The sequence below is a fragment of the Kitasatospora sp. CB01950 genome, assembly GCF_001905465.1.
In the GTDB taxonomy this organism is placed as follows: Bacteria; Actinomycetota; Actinomycetes; order Streptomycetales; family Streptomycetaceae; genus Kitasatospora.
On sequence record NZ_LISX01000006.1, the window covers coordinates 278247 to 299788 of the forward strand.

Consider the following 21542-nt stretch of genomic DNA (forward strand, 5'->3'; position numbering starts at 1 on the left):
AATGGTAAAAGAATAGTAAACGAATCATTGATCGTGGATCAGTCCTGTCGAATTACCGCTACCAGCTCGGCCAACCGCCGGTCCGGATCGACCGTCAATTCACTGAGCAGAACATGCCATTGGCGCATCATCGCCGCCATCGTCCGCGGCTCGACCACGTCCAGGCCGTACAGCCACATGCCGCGCAGCGACCCGTCGTCGAAGCTGCGGAGGATCAGCGCCAGGTCCACGGCCGACGCCTCCATGTCGACGATGACCTCCGGGAAGACATAGTCGTCACCGATCCGGAGGTCCAGCGGAGCGGCGGTCAGGCCGCTCAACTCCAGTGCCGGCACAGTGGCGTTGAGCAGATTGAAGGAGATCGAGAAGGGGTCTCGACCACGCTCCCGGATGCCCTCCTGGTGCCACAGCGGCACCCCTTGGTTGGCGTAGGCGTCGAGGGTCTCCTCCCGCACCCGGCCGACAAGTTGGCGGAAAGTCAGCGATGTGGCCAGATCTGTTCGAACCAGCAGGTGACTGACGAAGAATCCGATCATGTTCTCGGTCTCCGGCTGCTCCCGGCCGGCCACCGGGAAGGAGACGGTGATGTCCTCCCGGCCGGCGTAGCCGGACAGCAGCAGCTGGAAGGCCGCCATCACCACCATGAAGAGGGTCGCCCCCTCCTCGCGGGCCAGTTCGGCCAGCGCCGTGCCCTCCGCGGCCGGCACGGCGAACCCGCGGGTCGCACCGGTGGCCGCCTCCAGACGCTGGTGCTCCGGGGCCCGGAAGACCGGCGACGGGGGCAGCGCGGCCAGCCGCCGCTTCCAGTGCGCGGCCCGCCCGCACAGCGCCCCGGCCGCCCGGCGGCGCTGCTGCCAGTCCGCGAAGTCCGGGTACTGGACGGGCAGTTCGGGCAGCCCGGACGGCTCGGCGCCGTCCAGTCGGGCCGCGTACTGCACGCGCAGCTCCTGGAAGAGCACGCCGTACGACCAGTTGTCGGTGACCAGGTGGTGCATCACCAGGGCCAGCACGTGCTCGTCGGGGCGCAGTGCGATCAGCGCGCCGCGCACCAGCGGCTCGTCGGCCACCCGGAACGAGCCGAGCTCCTGCTCGGTGAGCAGCCGCCGCAGCTCCTTCTCGCGGGTCTCCTCGTCCAGGTGGGTCAGGTCGACGACGTCCAGCGGCCAGCCGCCGGCCTCGTCCACCAGTTGGTGCGGCACGCCGTCGACGGCGCCGATCCGGGTGCGCAGCGCCTCGTGGCGCCGGGTGATGGCGTCGAGGCTGTCGCGCAGCGCCGCCCGGTCCAGGGCGCCGCGCAGCACCAGGGCGGTGAGCACGTTGTGGAAGTGGTGCTCGATCGGGACGGGGTGGTGGCTGACCAGGTCTTCCTGGGAGAAGGAGAGCGGGATGCCCGCCGTGCGGTCGGCGAGCGGGATCCGCTCGCGCTCCGCGTCGTCCCGGTGGTCGCCGAGCCAGGCCGCCTGGCCGGCCGGCGTGGGCCGGTCGAACAGGACCCGGATCGGCACCTGCACGCCGTGCTCGGCGCCGAGCCGGGCGGCCAGCTGGGTGGCCAGCAGGGAGTGCCCGCCGAGGTCGAAGAAGTCGTCGTGCACGCCCACCTCGGGCACGCCGAGCAGCGCCGACCAGGCGGCGGCGACCGCGCGCTCCAGGGCGGTGCGGGGGGCGATCCGCTCGGCCCAGGCCGCCTCGCCGGCCTCGGGGGCGGGCAGGGCCGCCCGGTCCACCTTGCCGTTGGGGGTCAGCGGCAGCTCGGCCAGCAGCACGCAGGCGGCCGGGACCAGGTGGGCGGGCAGCTGCCCGGCCAGGTGGCCGCGCAGGGCCGCCGGGTCCGGGGCGGTGCCGGCGACGGGCACCACGTACCCGACCAGCTGCTGCACGCCGGGCCGGTCCTCGCGGACCACCACCACGGCCTGCGCGACATCCGGGTGGGCGAGCAGCGCCGAGGCGATCTCGCCGGGCTCGATCCGGAAGCCGCGCAGCTTCACCTGGTCGTCGATCCGGCCGAGGAAGTCCAGCTGCCCGTCGGGCAGTCGGCGCACCAGGTCGCCGGTGCGGTACAGCCGCTCCCCGCCGGGGCCGTCGACGAAGCGCTCGGCGGTGAGGTCCGGGCGGCCCAGGTAGCCGAGGGCCACGCCGCTGCCGCCCACCAGGAGTTCGCCCGGCACGCCGACCGGCACCGGCCGGCGGCGTTCGTCCAGCACGTGGACGCGGGCGTTGACGATCGGACGGCCGATCGGGGGCTTGGCCGGGCCGCCGGTGAGCGGCTCGCTCATGGTGGCGCAGACGGTGGTCTCGGTCGGGCCGTAGGCGTTGATCATCCGGCGGCCGGCCGACCAGGCGGCGACCGTCTCCGGCGGGCAGGCCTCGCCGGCCGTGACCAGCGTGGTGACGGTCGGCAGGCAGGCCGGGTCGAGCACGGCCAGCACGCTCGGCGGCAGCGTCACGTGGCTGACCCGGTGCTCGGCGCAGGTGCGCACCAGCGGGTCGCCGGGCAGCAGCCGGTCGGCGGGCGCGACCACCAGCGCGGCCCCGGAGAGCAGCGTGACCAGCATCTCCGCCACCGAGGCGTCGAAGCTCGGCGAGGCGAACTGCAGCATCCGGCTGTCCGGGCCGACCGCGAACCGCTCGGCCTGCCCGGCGACCAGGCTGCCGATGCCGGTGTGCGGCACCAGCACGCCCTTGGGGCGCCCGGTGGAACCGGAGGTGTAGATCACGTACGCCGGGTGCTGCGCGGTCGGCCGCTCGGCGTCCGGGGCGCCCGGGTCCGCCGCGGCCGGCTGCGCCACGGTCGCGGGCGCGTCCAGCAGCAGGCGCGGAACCGGGCCGTCGGGCAGGTCGTCGGCGTCCGCGCCGAGGGTGACCAGCAGCGCCGGGGCGGCGTCCCGCAGCATGTAGTCGATCCGCTCGGCCGGGTAGCCCGGGTCGACGGGAAGGTAGGCCGCGCCGGTCTTGGCGACCGCCAGCAGCGCGGTCACCAGCCGGGTGGAGCGGCGCAGCGACACCGCGACGATCCGGCCGGGGCCGGCGCCGCGGGCGAGCAGCAGCCGGGCCAGTCGGTCGGCCTCGGTGTCCAGCTCCCGGTAGGTCAGCTCGCCGGGCTGCTCCGGGTCGGCGGAGACGACGGCGACGGCGTCGGGGGTACGGGCCGCCTGGGCCTCGAACAGTTCCGCCAGGGTGCCCTGCGGCACCGGGCGGGCGGTGTCGTTCCAGCCGGGCAGGGCGCGGCGCTCCGCGTCGGTGAGCACCTCCAGGTCGTCCACCGGGGCGTCCGGGTCGGCGAGGACGGCCCGCAGCACCAGGCCCAGCCGCTCGGCGAGTGCCTCGACCGTGCCCCGGTCGAAGATGTCGGTGTTGAACTCCACCACGCCGTCCACGCCGGCCGGGGAGCCGTCGGCGGCCGGGCGGCGCTCGGTGAGCGCGAAGTGCAGGTCCACCCGGGTGGAGTCGGTGTCCACGGTGAGGCGCTGTACCGCCACGCCCGGCATCGTGGCCTCCGCGTCGGGGGTGTTCTGCCAGGCCAGCGCGGTCTGGTGGAGCGGGTGGTGGGCCAGCGAGCGGGACGGCTTGAGCAGGTCCACCAGGTACTCGAACGGGATGTCCTGGTGGGCCAGGGCGTCCAGGCTGCGCTCGCGCACCTGGGCCAGCAGCTCGCGGAAGCTCGGGCGGCCGCCCAGATCGGTGCGGAGCACCAGGGTGTTGACGAAGAAGCCGATCAGCTCGGCGGCCGCCTCGTCGAGGCGGCTGGCCACCGCGATGCCGAGCGGGATGTCGGTGCCGGCGCCCATCCGGTGCAGCAGCGTGGCCAGCGCCGCGTGCACCACCATGAAGGCGCTGGACCCGTTCTCCCGTGCCACCCGGGCGACTTCGGCGTGCAGGCCGGCGTCCCAGGAGAACTCCAGCGTGCTGCCGCGGCGGGACGAGCGGGTCGGATGGGGGCGGTCGGTGGGCAGCGCGATCCGCTCCGGCAGTCCGTCCAGTGCCCGGCTCCAGTAGGCGCACTGCTGGGCCAGCAGGCTCCCCGGGTCCTCGGCGTCGCCCAGCAGCCGACGCTGCCACAGCGCGAAGTCGGCGTACTGGACGGGCAGCGGGCTCCACTGCGGGGCCGCGCCGTCGCAGCGGGCCGCGTAGGCGGTCGTGAGGTCGCGGCCGAGCAGGGCCAGCGACCAGCCGTCGGCGGCGATGTGATGGATCGTCAGCACCAGCACCCGGTCGCGTTCGCCGAGGACCAGCAGCTCCGCGCGGAGCGGCCGTTCGGTGGTGAGCTCGAAGGCGTGCCGGGCGGCACGGGCCATCGCCCCGGGCAGCTCCTCCTCGGTCAACTCGGTGAGGTGCAGCTCGGGCGCCGCCGCGGCAGCGGGCAGCACCAGCTGGCGGGGCACGCCGTCGGTGTCGGGGAAGACGGTGCGCAGCGCCTCGTGCCGGGCCACCAGGTCGCCCAGCGCCGCGTGCAGCGCCTGCGGGTGCAGTTCGCCGCGCAGGCGCAGCACCACCGGGATGTTGTAGGTGGGCGACGGGCCCTCCAGGCGGTGCAGGAACCAGAGCCGCTGCTGGGCGAAGGAGAGCGGCAGCACCTCGGGGCGGTCGGCGGGCAGCAGCGCCGGGCGGACCGGGCCCGCGGCGGCGCGCAGCTGCTCGGCCAGCTTGGCCGGGGTGGGCGCCTGGAAGAGCGTGCGGACCGGCAGTTCGACCTCGAAGGCGGAGCGGATCTGCGACATCAGTCGGGTGGCCAGCAGCGAGTGGCCGCCGAGCTCGAAGAAGCTGTCGTCGATGCCGACCTCGGCGGCCTCCTCGTCGCGGTCCAGCACCCGGGCGAAGAGCCGGCACAGCAGCGCCTCGTCCGGGTCGCGCGGGGCGGCGTACGGGGCCCGCAGCTCGCCGCGGCCGCCCTCGGGGGCGGGCAGCGCCCGGCGGTCGATCTTGCCGTTCGGGGTCAGCGGCAGGGCGTCCAGGACGAGGAAGGCGGACGGCAGCATGTAGTCCGGCAGGGTGCCGGCCAGCGCCGCGCGCAGCTCGCGGGCCAGGGTCGGCCCGTCCGGGGCCGGGTCCGCGTCCTCCAGCACCAGGTAGGCGACCAGGCGCTGGTCGCCGGGGGTGTCCTCGCGGACCAGCGCCACGGCCTGGGCGACGACCGGCTGCTCGGCCAGCACCGACTCGATCTCGCCGAGCTCGATCCGGTAGCCGCGCAGCTTGACCTGGTGGTCGAGCCGGCCGAGGAAGTCGATCCGGCCGTCGGGGCGGCGGCGCACCAGGTCGCCGGTGCGGTACAGGCGCTCGCCCTCGGCGCTGTCGGCGAACTTCTCGGCGGTCAGCTCCGGGCGGCCCAGGTAGCCGCGGGCCAGGCCGTCGCCGCCGATGCACAGCTCGCCGGGCACGCCCACCGGAACCGGGCCGCCGGCCGCGTCCAGCACCTGGAGCGTGGTGTTGGCGATCGGCTCGCCGATCGAGATCGGGCCGCCGTCGACGCGGGAGACCGAGGACCAGATGGTGGTCTCGGTGGGGCCGTACATGTTCCACACGGTGGCGTCGGTGGCCAGCAGCCGGGCGGCCAGCTCGGCGGGCAGCGCCTCGCCGCCGACCAGGGCGGTCAGGCCGTGCCCGGCGGTCCATCCGGCGTCCAGCAGCATCCGCCAGGTCGCCGGGGTCGCCTGCATCACGGTGGCGCCGCAGTCGGCCAGTTCGACGGCCAGCCGGCCGCCGTCGGCCGCGGTCTCGCGGCGGGCCAGCACCACCCGGGCGCCGGTGACCAGCGGCAGCAGCAGCTCCAGCATGGCGATGTCGAAGGCGGCGGTGGTCACCGCGAGCAGCACGTCGTCGGCGGCCAGGCCCGGGCGCTCGCCCATCGAGTGCAGGAAGTTGCCGAGCGCCCGGTGCGGGATCTGCACGCCCTTGGGGCGGCCGGTGGAGCCGGAGGTGTAGATGACGTAGGCCAGGTCGTCCGGGCCGGTCCCGACGCCGGGGTCGTGCGCGGCCCCGGCGGTGAGCTCGGCGGTGAGCTCGTCCAGGCAGAGCACCTCGGCGCCGGTCTGCGGCCCGCGGTCGCCGAACAGCTCGTCGTGGACGCTCCGCTGGGTGAGCAGCACCCGCAGGCCGGAGTCCTCCAGGGTCCAGGCGATCCGGTCGGCGGGGAAGCCCGGGTCCAGCGGCACGTAGGCGCCGCCCGCCTTGAGCACCGCCAGCATCGCCACCGGCAGCTCCGGCGAGCGCTCCAGGCAGATCCCGACCAGCACGTCGCGGCCCACCCCGAGGCCGATCAGGCGGTGCGCCAGCCGGTTGGCCCGCTCGTTCAGTTCGCGGTAGCTCAGCGGGGCGCCGGCGGCCTCCGGGCGGAGCGCCTCGCGGTCCGGGGTGCGGGCGGCCAGCTCCTCGAACCGCCGGTGCGCGGCGAGCGGCAGCGGCCAGTCGCGCGCGGTGTCGTTCCAGCGCTCGCGCAGCTGCCGGCTCTCGTCGTCGGACAGCATCGGCAGCCGGCCGACCGGACGGTCCGGGTCCGCCAGCAGCGTCCCGACCAGCCGCTCCAGGTGGCGGGCGAAGCCGTCCACGGTCTGCGGCTCGAACAGGTCGCGGTTGTACTCCAGGCTGCCGCCCAGCCCGTCGGGCCGCTCGAAGACCTCCAGCACCAGGTCGAACCGGGAGGTGGCGCTCTCCACCTCCATCGTCTCCATCCGCAGGCCGACGCCGTCGAACCGGGGCAGCTCGATGTTCTGGTAGATGAAGGAGACCTGGAAGACCGGCGAGCGGGACAGGTCGCGCTCCGGCTGGAGCTCCTCCACCAGCCGCTCGAACGGCAGTTCCTGGTGGGCGAAGGCGCCGAGCGCCGTCTCCCGGACTCGGGCGACCAGTTCGCGGAAGGTCGGCGCCCCGGAGAGGTCGGTGCGCAGCGCCAGCATGTTGACGAACAGGCCGATCAGCGGCTCGACTTCGCGCCGGCCGCGGTTGGCGACCGGCACGCCGACGACGATGTCGTCCTCCCGGCTGTACCGGTGCAGCAGCACCAGGAAGGCCGCGAGCATGGTCATGAACGGGGTGGCGCCCTCGCCGCGGCTGAACTCCCGCATGGCGTCGGCGGTTTCGGCCGGCAGCCGGAACGGGCGGGAGCCGCCGCGGCTGCCCAGCACCGCCGGGCGCGGGCGGTCGGTGGGCAGTTCGAGCATCGGCGGCGCGCCGTGCAGGGTGGTGCGCCAGTACTCCAGCTGCGGGCCGAGGGCGTCGCCGGCCAGCCGGTCGCGCTGCCAGAGCGCGTAGTCCGGGTACTGGATCTTCAGCGGCGGCAGTCCGGCGTCCTCGCCGGTGCTGAACTCGCGGTAGAACGCCACCAGTTCGCGGAACGCGACCGAGGTGGACCAGAGGTCGCCGGCGATGTGGTGCATGGTGAGGAGCAGCACGTGCTCCTCGGCGGCGAGGCGCAGCAGGGTGATCCGCAGCAGCGGGCCGTGCCGCAGGTCGAACGGGCGGGCGAACTCGGCGCGGGCCAGCTCCTTGATGCCCTCCTCGCCGTCCGGCCCGTGCAGGTGCTCGCAGGCGACGACGGTGAACTCCGGCGCGCCGGACTCGGCGATCACCTGCACCGGCTCGCCGTCCACCTCCTCGAAGACGGTGCGCAGCGCCTCGTGCCGCTGCACCAGCGCCACGCAACTGCGGTGCCAGGCCTCGGTGTCGAGGGCGCCGTGGACGCGCAGCGCACCCGGGATGTTGTACGCCGCGCTGCCCGGGGCGAGCTGCTCCATGAACCAGAGGCGCTTCTGGGCGAAGGACGCCGGCACCCGCTTGGGGCCGGCCTTGCGGCGCAGCTTCCGGGCGAGCAGCGCGCGCTTCTGCTCGGCCGTGAGCCGGCTCAGGTCGACGTTGTCGGTCATGCCAGGTCCTCCAGGTCATCGGTCTCGGCGGCGAGCATCTCGGCGAGCATCGCTTCCACTTGTTCGTCGGACAGGTCGTCCAGGTCGGCCGACCCGTCGTCGGAGCGGGCTGTGATGGCGTCCGCCGGGTCCTCCTCGGATCCGCCGGCGGCCAGCAGGGCGACGGTGTGCGCCACGGTGGGGTCCTCGAAGAAGCCGCGCAGGTCGAGCGGGACGCCCAGCCGGCTGCGGATCTTGGTGCCGATCTGCACGGCGGCCAGCGAGTGCCCGCCGAGGGCGAAGAAGTCGTCGGCGGTGCCGACCTGTTCGACGCCCAGCACCTCCTGCCAGATCTCCGCGACGGCGCGTTCCTCGTCGGTCGCCGGCTCCTGGTAGGGGGTCGGCAGCTCGGGGCGCGGGTGGCGGCCGGCCGCCGGGGCAGCCCGGTCGTCCCCGCCGGCCAGCAGGGCCGGGGTGATGCTCCGGGCCACCGCCCGCATGTGCGCCAACTCGTGGTGGGAGAGCACCAGTTGGGCGGGGGCCCCGGGGTTGGCCAGCACCCGGGCGAGCGCCTGCTGCCCGTCCTGCTCGGTGATGCCCTCGGCCAGCAGCCGCAGTGCCTCGGGGAGTTGCGGCGCGGCCGGGGCGGGGGCGGTGCCGGCGGCCACGGCCTCGGCGACCTGGTCGCGCATGCCGTCCAGGTCGTTGATCCGCTTCAGGGTGAAGTCGGTGATCCGGACCAGCACCCGGCCGTCCTCGGCCAGCATGTCGATGTCGCAGGTCAGGCTCTCGCCGCCGTCGGGCGAGCCCTTGAGCACGACGTCGCAGGTGATCTCGGCGGTGAGCGGGGCCAGCACCTTCAGCGAGCGGTAGGTGAACGGCAGGTAGTAGCCCCGGTCCGGCATCTGGATCCGGGCCGAGACGCCGGCCACGTCCAGCAGCGCCGGGTGCAGCAGGTAGGCGTCCAGGTCGCCGGCGTGCTCCTCGGGCAGCCGGAGGGAGACCAGCAGCCGTCCGGGGGCGACCCGGGCGCTGCGGAGGCAGTGCCAGCGCGGGCCGAGGGTGAACTCGATGCCGTTGCCCTGCACCAGCAGGTCGAGCTTGAAGAGCTGCTTCAGCTCGTCCTCGTCGTCGACCGGCGGCACCTCGGCGAACTCGGCGCGCAGCGCGGCCGGGTCGCGCACCGGCGGCGCCTCGTCGAGGGCGACGGCGGTGCCCATGGCGTGGATCGGCCCGGTGGCGGGGTGGTGGCTGCGGACGGTGAACCGCAGCTCCTCGCCGTCCGCGGCGAGCGTCGTCCACAGCGAGCGGGACTGGCCGTCCGGCACGATCACCGGCTGGGCGAAGAGCACGTCGCGCAGTTCCACGGCGGCCGCGCCGGTCCGGTCGGCGACGGCCGCCCGGACCAGTTCCAGGTAGGCGGTGCCCGGCACCAGGCCGTGGCCCATGATCCGGTGGTCGGCGATGATCCAGCTGTCGGCGGTGCTGATCGAGCCCGTGTAGCCGCCGTTCTTCTCGTCGCCGCCGGGCAGCCGGCGCAGCAGCGGGTGCGCGGTCGGGACGCCGGGGGCGGCGGGGCGGTCGAGTCCGGCGGCCATGCCGACGCCGCGCCAGGTGTCCCAGGCCACCGCCGTCACCGGGGCGCCGGAGCGGCGCCGCCACTGCGCATAGGCGTCCAGGAAGGCGTTGGCGGCCGCGTAGTCGCTCTGGCCGGGGCCGCCGAGCAGGCCGGTCAGCGAGGAGCAGAGCAGCAGGAAGTCCAACTCGTCGGCCGCGCAGGCCCGGTCGAGCACCAGGGTGCCGAGGGTCTTGGCGGCCAGCACGGCGGCGGCGTCCTCGGGGGTCTTGCCCATCAGCAGGCCGCGGGAGGGCAGGCCGGCCGCGTGCACCACGCCGTGCACCGCCCCGGCGCGGGCCCGCAGCAGGGCGACCGCCTCGGCGGTCTGCGCGGCGTCGGTGACGTCCGCGCGCAGCGGCAGCACCTCGGCGCCCAGCTCGGTCAGCCGGTGCAGCGCCGGGTCGTCGGCGGCCAGCGGCGAGCGGCCGAGCAGGCCGAGCACCGGCCGGTGCACGGTGCGGGCGATCTGCTCGGCGACGGCCAGGCCGACGCCGCCGAACCCGCCGGTGATCAGGTAGCCGCCGCCGTCGCGCAGTCCGCCGGGGCCGGTGTCGGCGGCGGGCAGCTCGACGGCGTCGAAGGTGCGGCTCCACCAGTGCCGGCCGCGCAGCGCCAGCTGCGGTTCGTGGCGGGCGGCGGCGTCCAGCAGGCCTGCCGTGACGGCGGCGGGGTCGCCCGCGCCGACGTCCAGCAGCCGGCACTCGACCCCGGTGACCTCCTGCGGGACGACGGTGCAGGGGCCCAGCAGCAGGGCGCTCCCGGGGTGCAGCGGCTCGTCGCCGGTGACCTCGAAGACGCCGTCGGCGAGCACGTCGAGCAGCACCGGGCGGGCCGGGGCCGCGTCCAGGATGCCCTGGGCCAGGGTGACCAGGGTGTCGAAGCCGGTGCGCTGCGCGGCGGCCAGCCGGTCGGCGTCGAGTGCGCCGTCGGCGGCGGGGTCGGTGAGCGCGCCCAGGTGGACCAGCCGGATCGAGGCGGCCTCGCCGGTGGTGTCCAGCGAGCGGATCAGGGTGGCGCAGGCGTCCCGGTCCAGGCCGTCGGTGCGGCCGATCCGCCGCACCGTGGCGCCGCGGGCCTCCAACTGCCGTGCCAGCTCGGCGCCGAGCGGCTGCTCGCTGCCGAGCACCGCCCAGACCGCGTCGGCGGCGTCCTCGGGGCGGGCGCCGGCGGGCAGGCGGCGCCAGCCGGGGGTGGTGAACCAGTCGTCGATCGGCAGGGCCCGGCCGCGCGGCGCGGGCGCGGTGCGCGGACCCGCCTCGATCCAGTACCGCCGACGCTGGAAGGCGTAGCCGGGCAGCGCGGTCGGCGTGCCGCCGCCGCAGACCGCCGAGCGGTCCACCGGGGCGCCCGCGCTCCACAGCGTGCCCAGGCCGGCCAGCAGGTGGGTGCGGTCGTCGGTGCTGTCCTTGGGGTGCGGCAGCGAGTCCACCGCGATCCGCTCCGGGCTCCAGGAGTCGTGCTGCTGGGCGAAGCCGGTGAGCGAGCGGCCCGGGCCGACCTCCAGCAGGAGCAGCTCGGGGTCGTCGAGCAGCAGTCCCAGCGCGTCGCGGAACCGGACGGTGCCGCGCAGGTGCTCGCCCCAGTAGGCGGGGCTGGTGGCCTGCTCGTCGGTGATCCACTGTCCGGTGAGGCCGGAGCAGAACGGGATCCGCGGGGCCCGCAGTTCGACGGTGCGCACCACGTCGGTGAACGGCCCGACGGCGGCGTCCATGCTCGCCGAGTGGAAGGCGTGCGAGGTGTACAGCCGGCGGCAGGCGGTGCCGTCGGCGACCAGGCGCTCGCGCAGCCGCTCCACGGCCTCGGCCGGGCCGGCCGCCACGCAGAGCGCGCCGGAGTTGACGGCGGCGAGGTCCAGTTCGGGCGACTCGGCCAGCAGCGGCGCGAGTTCGGCCTCGGGCAGGAAGACGGCGAGCATCTCGCCGGCCGGCATCGACTGCACCAGCCGGCCGCGGGCGGCGACCAGCCTGACCGCGTCGGGCAGCGAGAACACGCCGGCCAGGCAGGCCGCGACGTACTCGCCGATGCTGTGGCCGGCCATCGCCCGCGGGTGCAGGCCGCGGGACATCCAGAACCTGGCGAGCGCGTACTCGACGAGGAACAGCACCGGCTGGGTGGTCTCGGTGCGGGCCAGCGCGGCGGCGGCCTGCTGCGGGTCGGCGTCGGGGCCGGGGAACAGCAGGGTGCGCGGGTCGGCGCCCAGCTCGGCGGTGAACAGCTCGGCGCAGGCGTCGAGTTCGGCCGCGAACTCGGGCTCCTCGCGGTACAGGCCGTGGGCCATCGCGACGTACTGGGCGCCCTGGCCGGGGAAGAGGAACGCGACCGGGGCGTCCTCGGCGGCGGCGCGGCCGGTGAGGCGGCGCAGCGCGGCGACGGCGGCCGAACGGCCCTCAGGGCCGGCCGGGGCGACCACGGCGGCCCGGTGCTCGAAGCCGCGCCGGCGGGCCAGCGTGTGGGCGGCGTCGCCGAGCGGCAACTCGGGCTCGGCGTCCAGCCGTTCGGCGAGCCGCTCGGCGTTGGCCGCCAGCGCGGCGGGGGTGCGGCCGGAGAGCGTCAGCAGTTCGGCGCGCCCGGTGGTCGCCGGGGCGGCGGGCGGCTCGGCGGCTTCCTGGAGCACCACGTGCACGTTGGTGCCGCCGATGCCGAAGGCGCTCACCCCGGCCCGGCGCGGGTGCTCGGCGGCCGGCCACTCCCGCAGCTCGGTGGGGACGTAGAACGGGCCGGTCTCCAGTTCCAGGCCCGGGTTGGGCGCGTCGAAGTTGACGGTCGGCGGGATCGCCCGGTGGCGCAGCGCCAGCACCGTCTTGATGAACGCGGTGACGCCGGCGGCGGCGTCCAGGTGGCCGACGTTGCCCTTCACCGCGCCGAGCGCGCAGTAGCCGGTCTCCTCGGTGGCCTCGGGGTGCAGCCGGTACGCCTGGCGCAGCGCGGCGACCTCGATCGGGTCGCCGAGCGCGGTGCCGGTGCCGTGCGCCTCGACGTAGCCGATGGTGCGCGGGGCGACCCCGGCGACGGCCAGTGCCTCGGCGATCACCTCGGCCTGCCCGTCGACGCTGGGCGCGGTGTAACCGGCCTTCAGCGCACCGTCGTTGTTGATCGCGCTGCCCAGCACCACGGCCTGGACGGCGTCCCGGGCGTCGCGGGCGTCGGCCAGCCGGCGCAGCACCACCACGCCGGCGCCGTTGCCCGGCACCGTGCCGCCGGCCGCGGCGTCGAACGGGCGGCAGTGGCCGTCGGCGGAGAGGATGCCGCCCTGCTCGTAGAGGTGGCCGCCGGCCAGCGGGCTGCTCACCGAGACGCCGCCGGCCAGCGCGATGTCGCACTCCCCGGACAGCAGGCTCTGGCAGGCCAGGTGGACGGCCGTCAGCGAGGTGGAGCAGGCGGTCTGCACGGTGATGCCGGGGCCGCGCAGGCCCAGCTTGTAGGAGACCCGGGTGGCCAGGAAGTCCTTGTCGGAGGCGAGCAGGGTGCGGTGGATGCCGCTCTCCTCCAGCGCCTCCGGGTCGCCCGGCAGGTTGCGCAGCAGGTAGGAGTTGAGGCTCGCGCCGGCGAAGACGCCGATCCGGCCGGTGAAGGTGCGCGGGTCGCAGCCGGCCGCCTCCAGCGCCTCGAAGGCGCACTCCAGGAAGACCCGCTGCTGCGGGTCGAGGAGTTCCGCCTCGCGGGGGCTGAAGCCGAAGAAGCCGGCGTCGAAGCGGTCGGCGTCGGCCAGCACCCCCTTGGCCTTGACGTAGTCGGGCCGGCGCAGCAGCTCCGGGTCGACGCCGGAGGCCAGCAGCTCCTCGTCGGTGAGGGCGGAGACGGTCTCCCGGCCCGCGGCGAGCTGCTGCCACAGCGACTCGACGTCGGGGGCGCCGGGGAACCGTCCGGCCATGCCGATGACGGCGACGTGCTCGTCCTGCTCGTCGTGCGTGAAGTCGGTCTCGTACACGTCCATCACCTGTCACTTGCGTCAGTTGCGGGGGTGCTGCGGCCGCGGCGCACGGCGGCGCGCTTTCGGCGGATCGCGGCGCGGTCCCGGGCCGCGCCCAGCAGCGAGTCGTCCTGGCGGCCGGACCGCTCCAGGTGGCCGGCCAGCGAGGCGACCGTGGGGTGCTGGAACAGCTCCACCATCGACAGCTCGTGGCCGGTCCGGGCCAGTCGGGCGCGCAGTTCGACCATCAGCAGCGAGTGGCCGCCGAGGTCGAAGAAGTTGTCGTCCCGGCCGACCCGCCGGGCGCCGAGCAGCTCGCGCCACAGCCCGGCCAGGGTCTCCTCCAGGCCGGCCCCGGGCGCGGTGTAGCTGCTCGCCAACTCCGGTCGGTCGGCGGGCGGTTCGGGCAGCGCCCGGCGGTCGGTCTTGCCGCTGACGGTCAGCGGGAAGGCGTCCAGCACCATGAAGGCGGACGGCACCATGTACTCGGGCAGCCGCTCCTTGAGGAAGGAGATCAGCCCGCCGGTGGCCGGGGCGTCGCCCTCGGCGGTCAGGTGGGCGACCAGCCGGACGTCCCCGGCGGCCTGCCGGCGGGCCGTCACCACGGCCTCGCGGACCTGCGGGTGGCCGGTCAGCACGGACTCGATCTCGCCGAGCTCGATCCGCAGCCCGCGCAGCTTGACCTGGTGGTCGAGCCGGCCGAGGTACTCGATGGCCCCGTCGGAGCGCAGCCGGGCCAGGTCGCCGGTCTTGTAGAGCCGGGCGCCCGGCGCGGGGTCGAACGGGTCGGGGACGAACCGCTCCGCGGTGCGCCCGGGGTCGCCGAGGTAGCCGCGGGCCAGGTTGTCGCCCGCGATGTGCAGTTCCCCGGCGACGCCCGACGGGACCGGCCGCAGCGCCCGGTCCAGCACGTACATCCGGGTGTTGGCGATCGGGTGGCCGATCGGCACCGGCCGCGGGTCGTCGTCCCGGCGGCAGGCCCAGGCGGTGACGTCCACGGCGGCCTCGGTCGGCCCGTACAGGTTGTGCAGTTCGGCGCCGGAGCGGGCGAAGAACCGGTCCTGGAGGCTGCGCGGCAGCGCCTCGCCGCTGCACATCACGCGGCGCAGCGCGGTGCACTCCTCGACGCCGGGCTCCTGCACGAACGCCTGCAGCATGGACGGCACGAAGTGCGCCGTGGTGACGGCCTCCTCGCGGATCGTCCGCACCAGGTACTGCGGGTCGCGGTGCCCGTCCGGCCGGGCCACCACCAGGGTGGCGCCGGCCATCAGCGGCCAGAAGAACTCCCAGACCGAGACGTCGAAGGAGAACGGCGTCTTCTGCAGCACCCGGTCGGTGCCGTCCAGCCGGTAGGCGTCCTGCATCCACAGCAGCCGGTTGCGGATGCCGGCGTGCACGTTGACGACGCCCTTGGGGCGGCCGGTGGAGCCGGAGGTGAAGATGACGTACGCGGCGTGCTCGCCGGACAGTTCGACGTTCGGGTCGGTGTCGGTGCCGCCGGCGGCGTGGTCCTCGACCAGCAGCACGGTCGCGGAGCCGGTGTCCGGCAGCCGGTCGCGGACGTGGCGCTGGGTGAGCAGCACCGGCACCGGGGCGTCCTCCAGCATGCCGGCCAGCCGCTGGGCGGGCTGGCCCGGGTCCAGCGCGACGTAGGCGCCGCCCGCCTTGAGCACCGCCAGCAGCGCGACCACCAGCTCGATCGAGCGTTCCATGGCGACGCCGACCAGCGTGTCGGGGCCGGTGCCGAGCCGGATCAGGGTGTGCGCGAGCCGGTTGGCGCGCCGGTTGAGCTCCGCGTAGTCGATGCTCTCGCCCTCGAAGCGGAGCGCCTCGGCGTCCGGGGTGCGGTGCGCCTGCTGCTGGAAGACCTCGTGGATCCAGCCGACGCCCGGCCAGGTGCGGGCGGTGTCGTTGCCCGCCGCCAGCACCTGCCGGCGCTCGTCGGCGTCCAGCAGCTCCAGCTCGGCCACCGGGGTGTCGGGGGCGGCGACCACCAGTTCGGCGAGGCGCCGGAAGTGCCGGGCCATCCGGGCCATGGTGTCGGGCTCGAAGAGGTCGCGGTCGTACTCGAACCAGCCGCTCAGCGCGCCGTCCCGGGCGAAGGACTGGAACTCCAGGTCGAACCGGGCGCCCTGGGCGGGCAGTTCCAGGCGCTCCAGCCGCAGCCCGCCGATCCGGCGGGCCGCCACCGGGTCGTCCTGGTAGGAGAAGCAGCTCTGGAAGATCGGCGGGCGGCTGAGGTCGCGCTCCGGGCGCAGTTCCTCCACCAGCCGTTCGAACGGCACGTCCTGGTGCGCGTACAGCCCGAGGCAGGCCTCCCGCACCCGGCCCAGCGCGGTGCGGAACGACGGGTCGCCGGCCAGGTCGACCCGCACCGGCAGGGTGTTGACGAAGAAGCCGATCAGCGGCTCCAGTTCGGCCCGCTCCCGGCCGGCGGTGGGCACCCCCACCACCACGTCGCGCTGGCCGCTCCAGCGGTGCAGCAGCACGTGGAAGAGCGCCAGCAGCACCATGTACGTGGTGGCGCCGTCGGCCCGGCCGAGCGCGGCGAGTTCGGCCATCAGCGGCCGCTCCAGCTCCACCGGGCAGGACGCGCCGTTGAAACCCTGCACCGGCGGGCGCGGCCGGTCGGTGGGCAGCGTCAACTGCGCGGGGGCGCCCGCCAGGTGCTCGCGCCAGTGGGCGAGGTGGTCGGCCCGGCCGGCGGCCCCGGCCTGCTTCTGCTGCCAGGCCGCGAAGTCGCCGTACTGGATCGGCAGGCCCGGCAGCGGGGACGGCCGGCCCGCGCCGAACGCCTCGTAGAGGGTGCCCAGTTCGGTGATCAGCAGGCCCATCGACCAGCCGTCCGAGACCAGGTGGTGCATGGCCACCGCCAGCACCTGGTCCTGCGGGCCCAGGTGCAGCACCCGCAGCCGCAGCAGCGGGCCGGCCGCCAGGTCGAACGGTCCCTCGACGGCCGCGGCGATCGCGTCCTCCAGCGGCTGCCCCTCGGCGGCGGGCAACTCGGCGAAGTCCAGCGGCAGTTCGGGGCGGACGACCTGCACCGGGCGGCCGTCGCGCAGTTCGAAGACGGTCCGCAGCGACTCGTGCCGGCGCACCACCTCGGCCGCCGCCGAGCGCAGCACCGCGGTGTCCAGGGCGCCGCGCAGCCGCACCGCGCCCAGGATGGTGTAGGCCAGGTTGCCGGGGCGCAGCTGCTCGAAGAACCAGATGCCCTGCTGGGTCACGGACAGCGGGAAGACGGTGCCGGCCTCGGCCCGCTCCTTCAGCAGCCGCTCGTACGCGGCCCGCCGCTCGGCCGGCAGCGCCGCCAACTTGCTTTGCAGCGCGGCGAGTTTGGTGTCCAGGGTGTCGGTCATCGGGTCTCTCCTCGGCCCGGCGCCTCCGCGGAGAACTCGGGCAGGCTGTCGGGCAGGCTGTCGATCTCGGCGAGCAACCGGTCGGCCAGGTCCTCCAGTCGGTCGGCGCGGCCGATCGCCGGGGCGGCGGAGGCCGGGGCGGCATCGGTCAGCGCCTCGGCGACCAGGCGCTCCGCCAGCGAGCGCACGGTGGCGCCCTTGAGGAAGTCGGAGATCGGCAGGTTGACGCCGAGCGCCTGGTCGATGGCGTTGCGCAGTTCCACGGCCATCAGCGAGTCGAGGCCGAGGCCGATCAGCGGCGTCTGCGGGTCCAGCGCCTCGGGGCCGGCGCCGAGCACCGCGGCCACCGCGGTCAGCAGCTGCGCGGCCAGCGCGGCGGAGCGCTCCGGCGCGGGCAGCGCGGCCAGTTCCTCGCGGCCGGGCAGCACCGGGCCGCCGCGCCGGGCGGACCGGGAGCCCGTCGAACCGTCGGCGGCGCCGACCAGCTCGGTCAGCAGGCGCGAGCCGGAGACCTCCTGGTAGCGGCGGCCCCACTCGTCCCAGTCCACCGGGACGACGGCCAACCGGTCGGCGTCGTGGCCGAGCAGCCGGTGCAGCACCCGCAGCGCCTGGGCCGGGCGCAGGGTGCCCATGCCGCGGCTCGGGCCGGAGGTCTCCTCGGCCTTCCGGGCCGCCATGCCGGTGTCCTCCCAGATGCCCCAGTCGATCGCCAGGGCCGGCCGGCCGGCGGCCCGGCGCAGCTCGGCGAGCGCGCCGAGGAAGGCGTTCGCGGCGGCGTAGGCGGCCACGTACGGGGAGCTGAGCACCGCGCTGGTCGAGGAGCAGAGCACGAAGAAGTCCAACTCCCGCTCCGCGAAGGCCTGGTGCAGCACCCAGGCGCCGAGCGCCTTGGGGCGCAGCTGGCGGTCCAGCTCGGCGGCGTCCAGCTCGGCCAGCGGCACCATCGCGCCGACGCCGGCGGCGTGCAGCACGCCGCGGACCGGCGGGCGGCCCTCGCGCTCCTCCTGGGCCAGGAAGGCCTGCACGGCCGCCCGGTCGGCGACGTCCAGCGACACCAGGCGGACGTTGGCGCCGAGCGCCTCCAGCTCGCGCACCGCGGCCGCCCGGTCGGCGAACGGGTGCTCGGCAGGCAGCGCGGACCACTCGCCGCGCGGCGGCACGGCGGAGCGGCCGACCAGCACCAGGTGCCGGGCGCCGGCCCGGGCCAGCGAGCGGGCGGTGGCCAGGCCGACGCCGCCCAGGCCGCCGGTGATCAGGTAGGAGGCGTCGCGCCGCCAGCGGACCGGGCGGTCCGGGCCGGACTCGGCCGGCTCCCGGACCAGGCGGGCCGCGTGCCGCACCCCGTCGCGCAGCGCGATCTGGTCCTCGCCGTCGGCGTCGCGGCGGGTGACGGCGTCCAGCAGCTGCTCGGCGCCGTCGGCCGGCCGCTGCTGCGGGTCGAGGTCGACCAGGCCGCCCCAGGCGGCGGTCTGCTCGGCCTGGAGCGAGCGGCCCAGGCCCCACAGGGCGGCGGCGAGCGGGGCGGGACCGGTCGGCTCGCCGCCGACCCGGACGCCGCCGCGGGTGACCAGCCAGAGGCGGGCCGCCCGGCCGTCCAGCGCCTGCGCGGTGCGGACGGCGGCCAGCACGCCGGTCCAGCTGCCGTCGGCCGGGTCCTGCGCGTCGAGGCCGGCCGGCTGCACCACCTCGACGCGGCCGCCGTGCCGGGCCGTCAGCTCGTCCACCAGGCGGGCCAGGTCGGCGGGCCGGTCGGCGCGGATCTCGGCGGTGGCGGACCCGGCGGTGTGCCGGTAGTCGGCGCCGGCGCGGACCAGGACGCACGGCTCGCCGCGTCGGGCGACGGCTTCGGCGAGCCGCTCGGCGAAGCCGGAGCCGTCGGGGTCGGAGCCGCCGGGGTCGGAGCCGCCGGCCAGCAGCACCCAGCCGCGGGCCTCGGCGGCCGGGGCCCCGGCGGCGTCGGCGGCGTCGGCGAGGGGTCGCCAGGCCAGGCGGTGCAGCAGGCTCCCGTCGTCCATCTCGTCCTGCTCGGCGGCCTGCTCCTCGGCGCTCTCCGGCAGGTCGGCGTCCGCGGGGCGGCGCTCCCGCCGACACGGCGTGGGCTCGAACGGGTAGCCGGGCAGCGCCACCCGGGCGCGCCGGTAGTCGCGGTCGAAGCCCTGCCAGTCCAGGTCGGTGCCGCGGGTGTACAGCTCGGCGACACCGGACAGCAGCACCTCCCAGTCGTCGTGCTTGGGCCGCAGGCTGGGCAGCAGCAGGGTGTCGTCGTCGGCGGGCAGGCTGTCGCTGATCAGGCCGAGCAGGGTCGGCGCCGGGCCCATCTCGACGAAGGTGCGGTAGCCGAGCTTGCGCAGGGTGCCCACGCCGGAGGCGAAGCGCACGGCGCGGCGGGCGTGCCGCACCCAGTACTCGGCGTCCGGCGCCTCCGCCCAGTCCCACAGCTCGCCGGTCACGTTGGAGATCAGCGGGATCTGCGGCGGCCGGAAGTCCACCCGCAGCGCGGCCTGCCGCAGCGGCTCCAGGAGCGGTTCCATCAGCGGGGAGTGCGAGGCGGTGGTGATGTGCAGCCGCTTGGCCTGCACGCCGAGCGCGGTGAAGTGCGCGCAGACCAGGTCGACCAGCGCGGCGTCGCCCGAGATCGTGGTGTTGGCGGGGCCGTTGACGGCGCCGACGGCGATCCGGTCGGGGTCGTCGGCGATCTCCATCAGGGCCTCGGCGACCTCCATCTCGGAGGCGAAGACGGTGGCCATCGCGCCGGTGCCGGACAGCGACTCCATCCGCTTGGAACGCTCGACGGCCAGCATCAGGCCGTCCTCCAGGCTCATCACGCCGGCCACGCAGGCGGCGACGTACTCGCCGAGGCTGTGCCCGAGCACCGCGCCCGGCTCCACGCCCCACGAGCGCCACATCTCGGACATCGCGAACTCGACGGCGAACAGCGCGGGTTGGGCGTATCCGGTGCGCTGGATCAGGTCGCGCTCGGACTCCTCGGGGTAGAGGTAGGAGAGCAGCGGGCGGTCCAGCAGCGGGCGCAGGATCGCGTCGCAGCGGTCGATCGCCCGGCGGAAGGTGGGCTGCTGCTCGTAGAGCGCGCGGGCCATCCCGGGGCGCTGCGGGCCCTGGCCGGTGAAGAGGAAGACCACCTCGGAGGGCTCGGTCGCACCGGCCGCCGGCAGCCCCTCCTCGACCAGCTCGGCCAGCCGCTCGGCGGCCTGGGCGCGGTCGGCGCCGACCACGGCGAGCCGGTGCCGGAAGTGCGAGCGGCCGGTGGCGGCCGAGTGGCACAGGTCGGCCAGCGGCGTGGCGTCGGACGCGGTCAGCCGTTCCCGGTAGCGCTCGGCCAGGCGCAGCAGCGCGGCGTCGCTCTTGGCGGAGAGCGGCAGCACGGACAGCGGGCGGTCCGCCCCGTCCTGCCCGGTCTGCCCGTCCTGCCCGGTCCCCGGGGTCCCCGGACGGGCCGGGGCCTGCTCGACGATCAGGTGCGCGTTGGTGCCGCTGAAGCCGAAGGCGCTGATGCCCGCGGTCCGGGGGCCGCCGGTGGCCGGCCAGGCGGTGCGGCCGGTGGGCACCTCGAAGGTGGTGCCGTCGAACGAGACGTTCGGGTTGAGCTTCTTGAAGTGGACGGTGCCGGGGATCTCGTCGTTGCGCAGCGCCAGGATCACCTTGAGCAGGCCCGCGATGCCGGCCGCCGCCTCCGGGTGGCCGATGTTGGTCTTGCACGAGCCCAGGTAGACCGGGTTGCCCTCGGGGCGGCCGTAGACGTCGGCCAGCGCCTCCACCTCGATCGGGTCGCCGAGCAGGGTGCCGGTGCCGTGCGCCTCGATCAGCGAGACCTGCTCGGGCCGGACGCCCGCGGCGGCCAGCGCGGCCCGCAGCACGTCGCGCTGGGCGGAGCCGTTGGGGGCGGTGAGGCCGGCGCTGCGTCCGTCCTGGTTGACGGCGCCGCCGCGGATCACCGCCAGCACGGTGTCGCCGTCGCGCTCGGCGTCGGACAGCCGCTTGAGCACCACCACGCCGCAACCCTCGCTGCGGACATAGCCGTTGGCGTCGGCGTCGAAGGCCTTGCAGCGGCCGTCCGGCGAGACCATCCGGCCGAACTGGGTGAACGAGACGCTGGGCAGCGGCGACAGCACCGCGTTGACGCCGCCGGTGAGGGCGGTGTCGCACTCGCGGTTGCGCAGGCTCTGGCAGGCCTGGTGGACGGCGACCAGCGAGGAGGAGCAGGCGGTGTCCACCGCGACGCTCGGGCCGTGCAGGTCGAGCACGTAGGAGAGCCGGCCGGTGAGCACGCTGTGCGCCGAGCCGGTGCTGGCGTAGGCGCTGAAGTCCAGCGGGCCGCGCAGGTGTTCGGTGGCGAAGTCCCAGCTGGAGACGCCCATGAAGACGCCGGTCCGGCTGCCCGCCAGCGAGCTGGGCGCGATGCCCGCGTTCTCCAGCGCCTCCCAGGTCACCTCCAGGCTGATCCGCTGCTGCGGGTCCATGAGCAGGGCCTCGCGGCGCGAGATGCCGAAGAAGTCGTGGTCGAAGCGGTCGACGTGGTCGAGGAAGCCGCCCCAGCGGGTGGCCATCCTGCCCGGGCGCGGCTCGCCCTCGTGGTGGAAGGCGTCGGCGTCCCAGCGGTCCGCGGGGATCTCGCTCACCGCGTCGATGCCCTGCCGGAGGATCTCCCAGTAGCTGTCCGCGTCCACGGCGCCGCCGGGGAGGCGGAGGCCCAGGCCGACCACGGCGATGGGTTCGGTGCGGGCGCCGGAGAGCTCGTCGATGCGGCGCTGCATCTTCTCCATGGCCAGATAGGCGCGCTTGAGGGTGTCGTTCGTCGCGGTCAT

Annotated in this window: 4 protein-coding genes; all 4 read right to left on the minus strand. The window is 75.5% G+C overall.

Annotated elements, in window-relative coordinates; translation table 11 throughout:
• Window positions 1–38 precede the first annotated feature (38 nt).
• Genes AMK19_RS18040 through AMK19_RS18055 form a run of 4 tightly spaced genes read right to left on the minus strand, consistent with a single transcriptional unit; the run spans window position 39 to window position 21542 of the window.
• A complete protein-coding gene (locus AMK19_RS18040; RefSeq protein ID WP_073812871.1) occupies window positions 39–7853 on the minus strand; it encodes a non-ribosomal peptide synthetase in 7815 nt (2604 codons plus the stop codon).
• On the minus strand, window positions 7850–13378 hold the full coding sequence (locus tag AMK19_RS18045; protein WP_241844457.1) for a type I polyketide synthase: 5529 nt from the start codon (window positions 13376–13378) through the stop codon (window positions 7850–7852). The genes AMK19_RS18040 and AMK19_RS18045 overlap by 4 nt, the downstream gene beginning before the upstream one ends.
• 5 nt (window positions 13379–13383) lie before the next feature.
• Entirely contained in the window at window positions 13384–16719 is a 3336-nt protein-coding gene (locus AMK19_RS18050; protein ID WP_073812874.1) for a non-ribosomal peptide synthetase, read from the minus strand.
• On the minus strand, window positions 16716–21542 hold the full coding sequence (locus AMK19_RS18055; RefSeq protein ID WP_073812876.1) for a type I polyketide synthase: 4827 nt from the start codon (window positions 21540–21542) through the stop codon (window positions 16716–16718). Before AMK19_RS18055 ends, AMK19_RS18050 begins: the two co-directional genes overlap by 4 nt.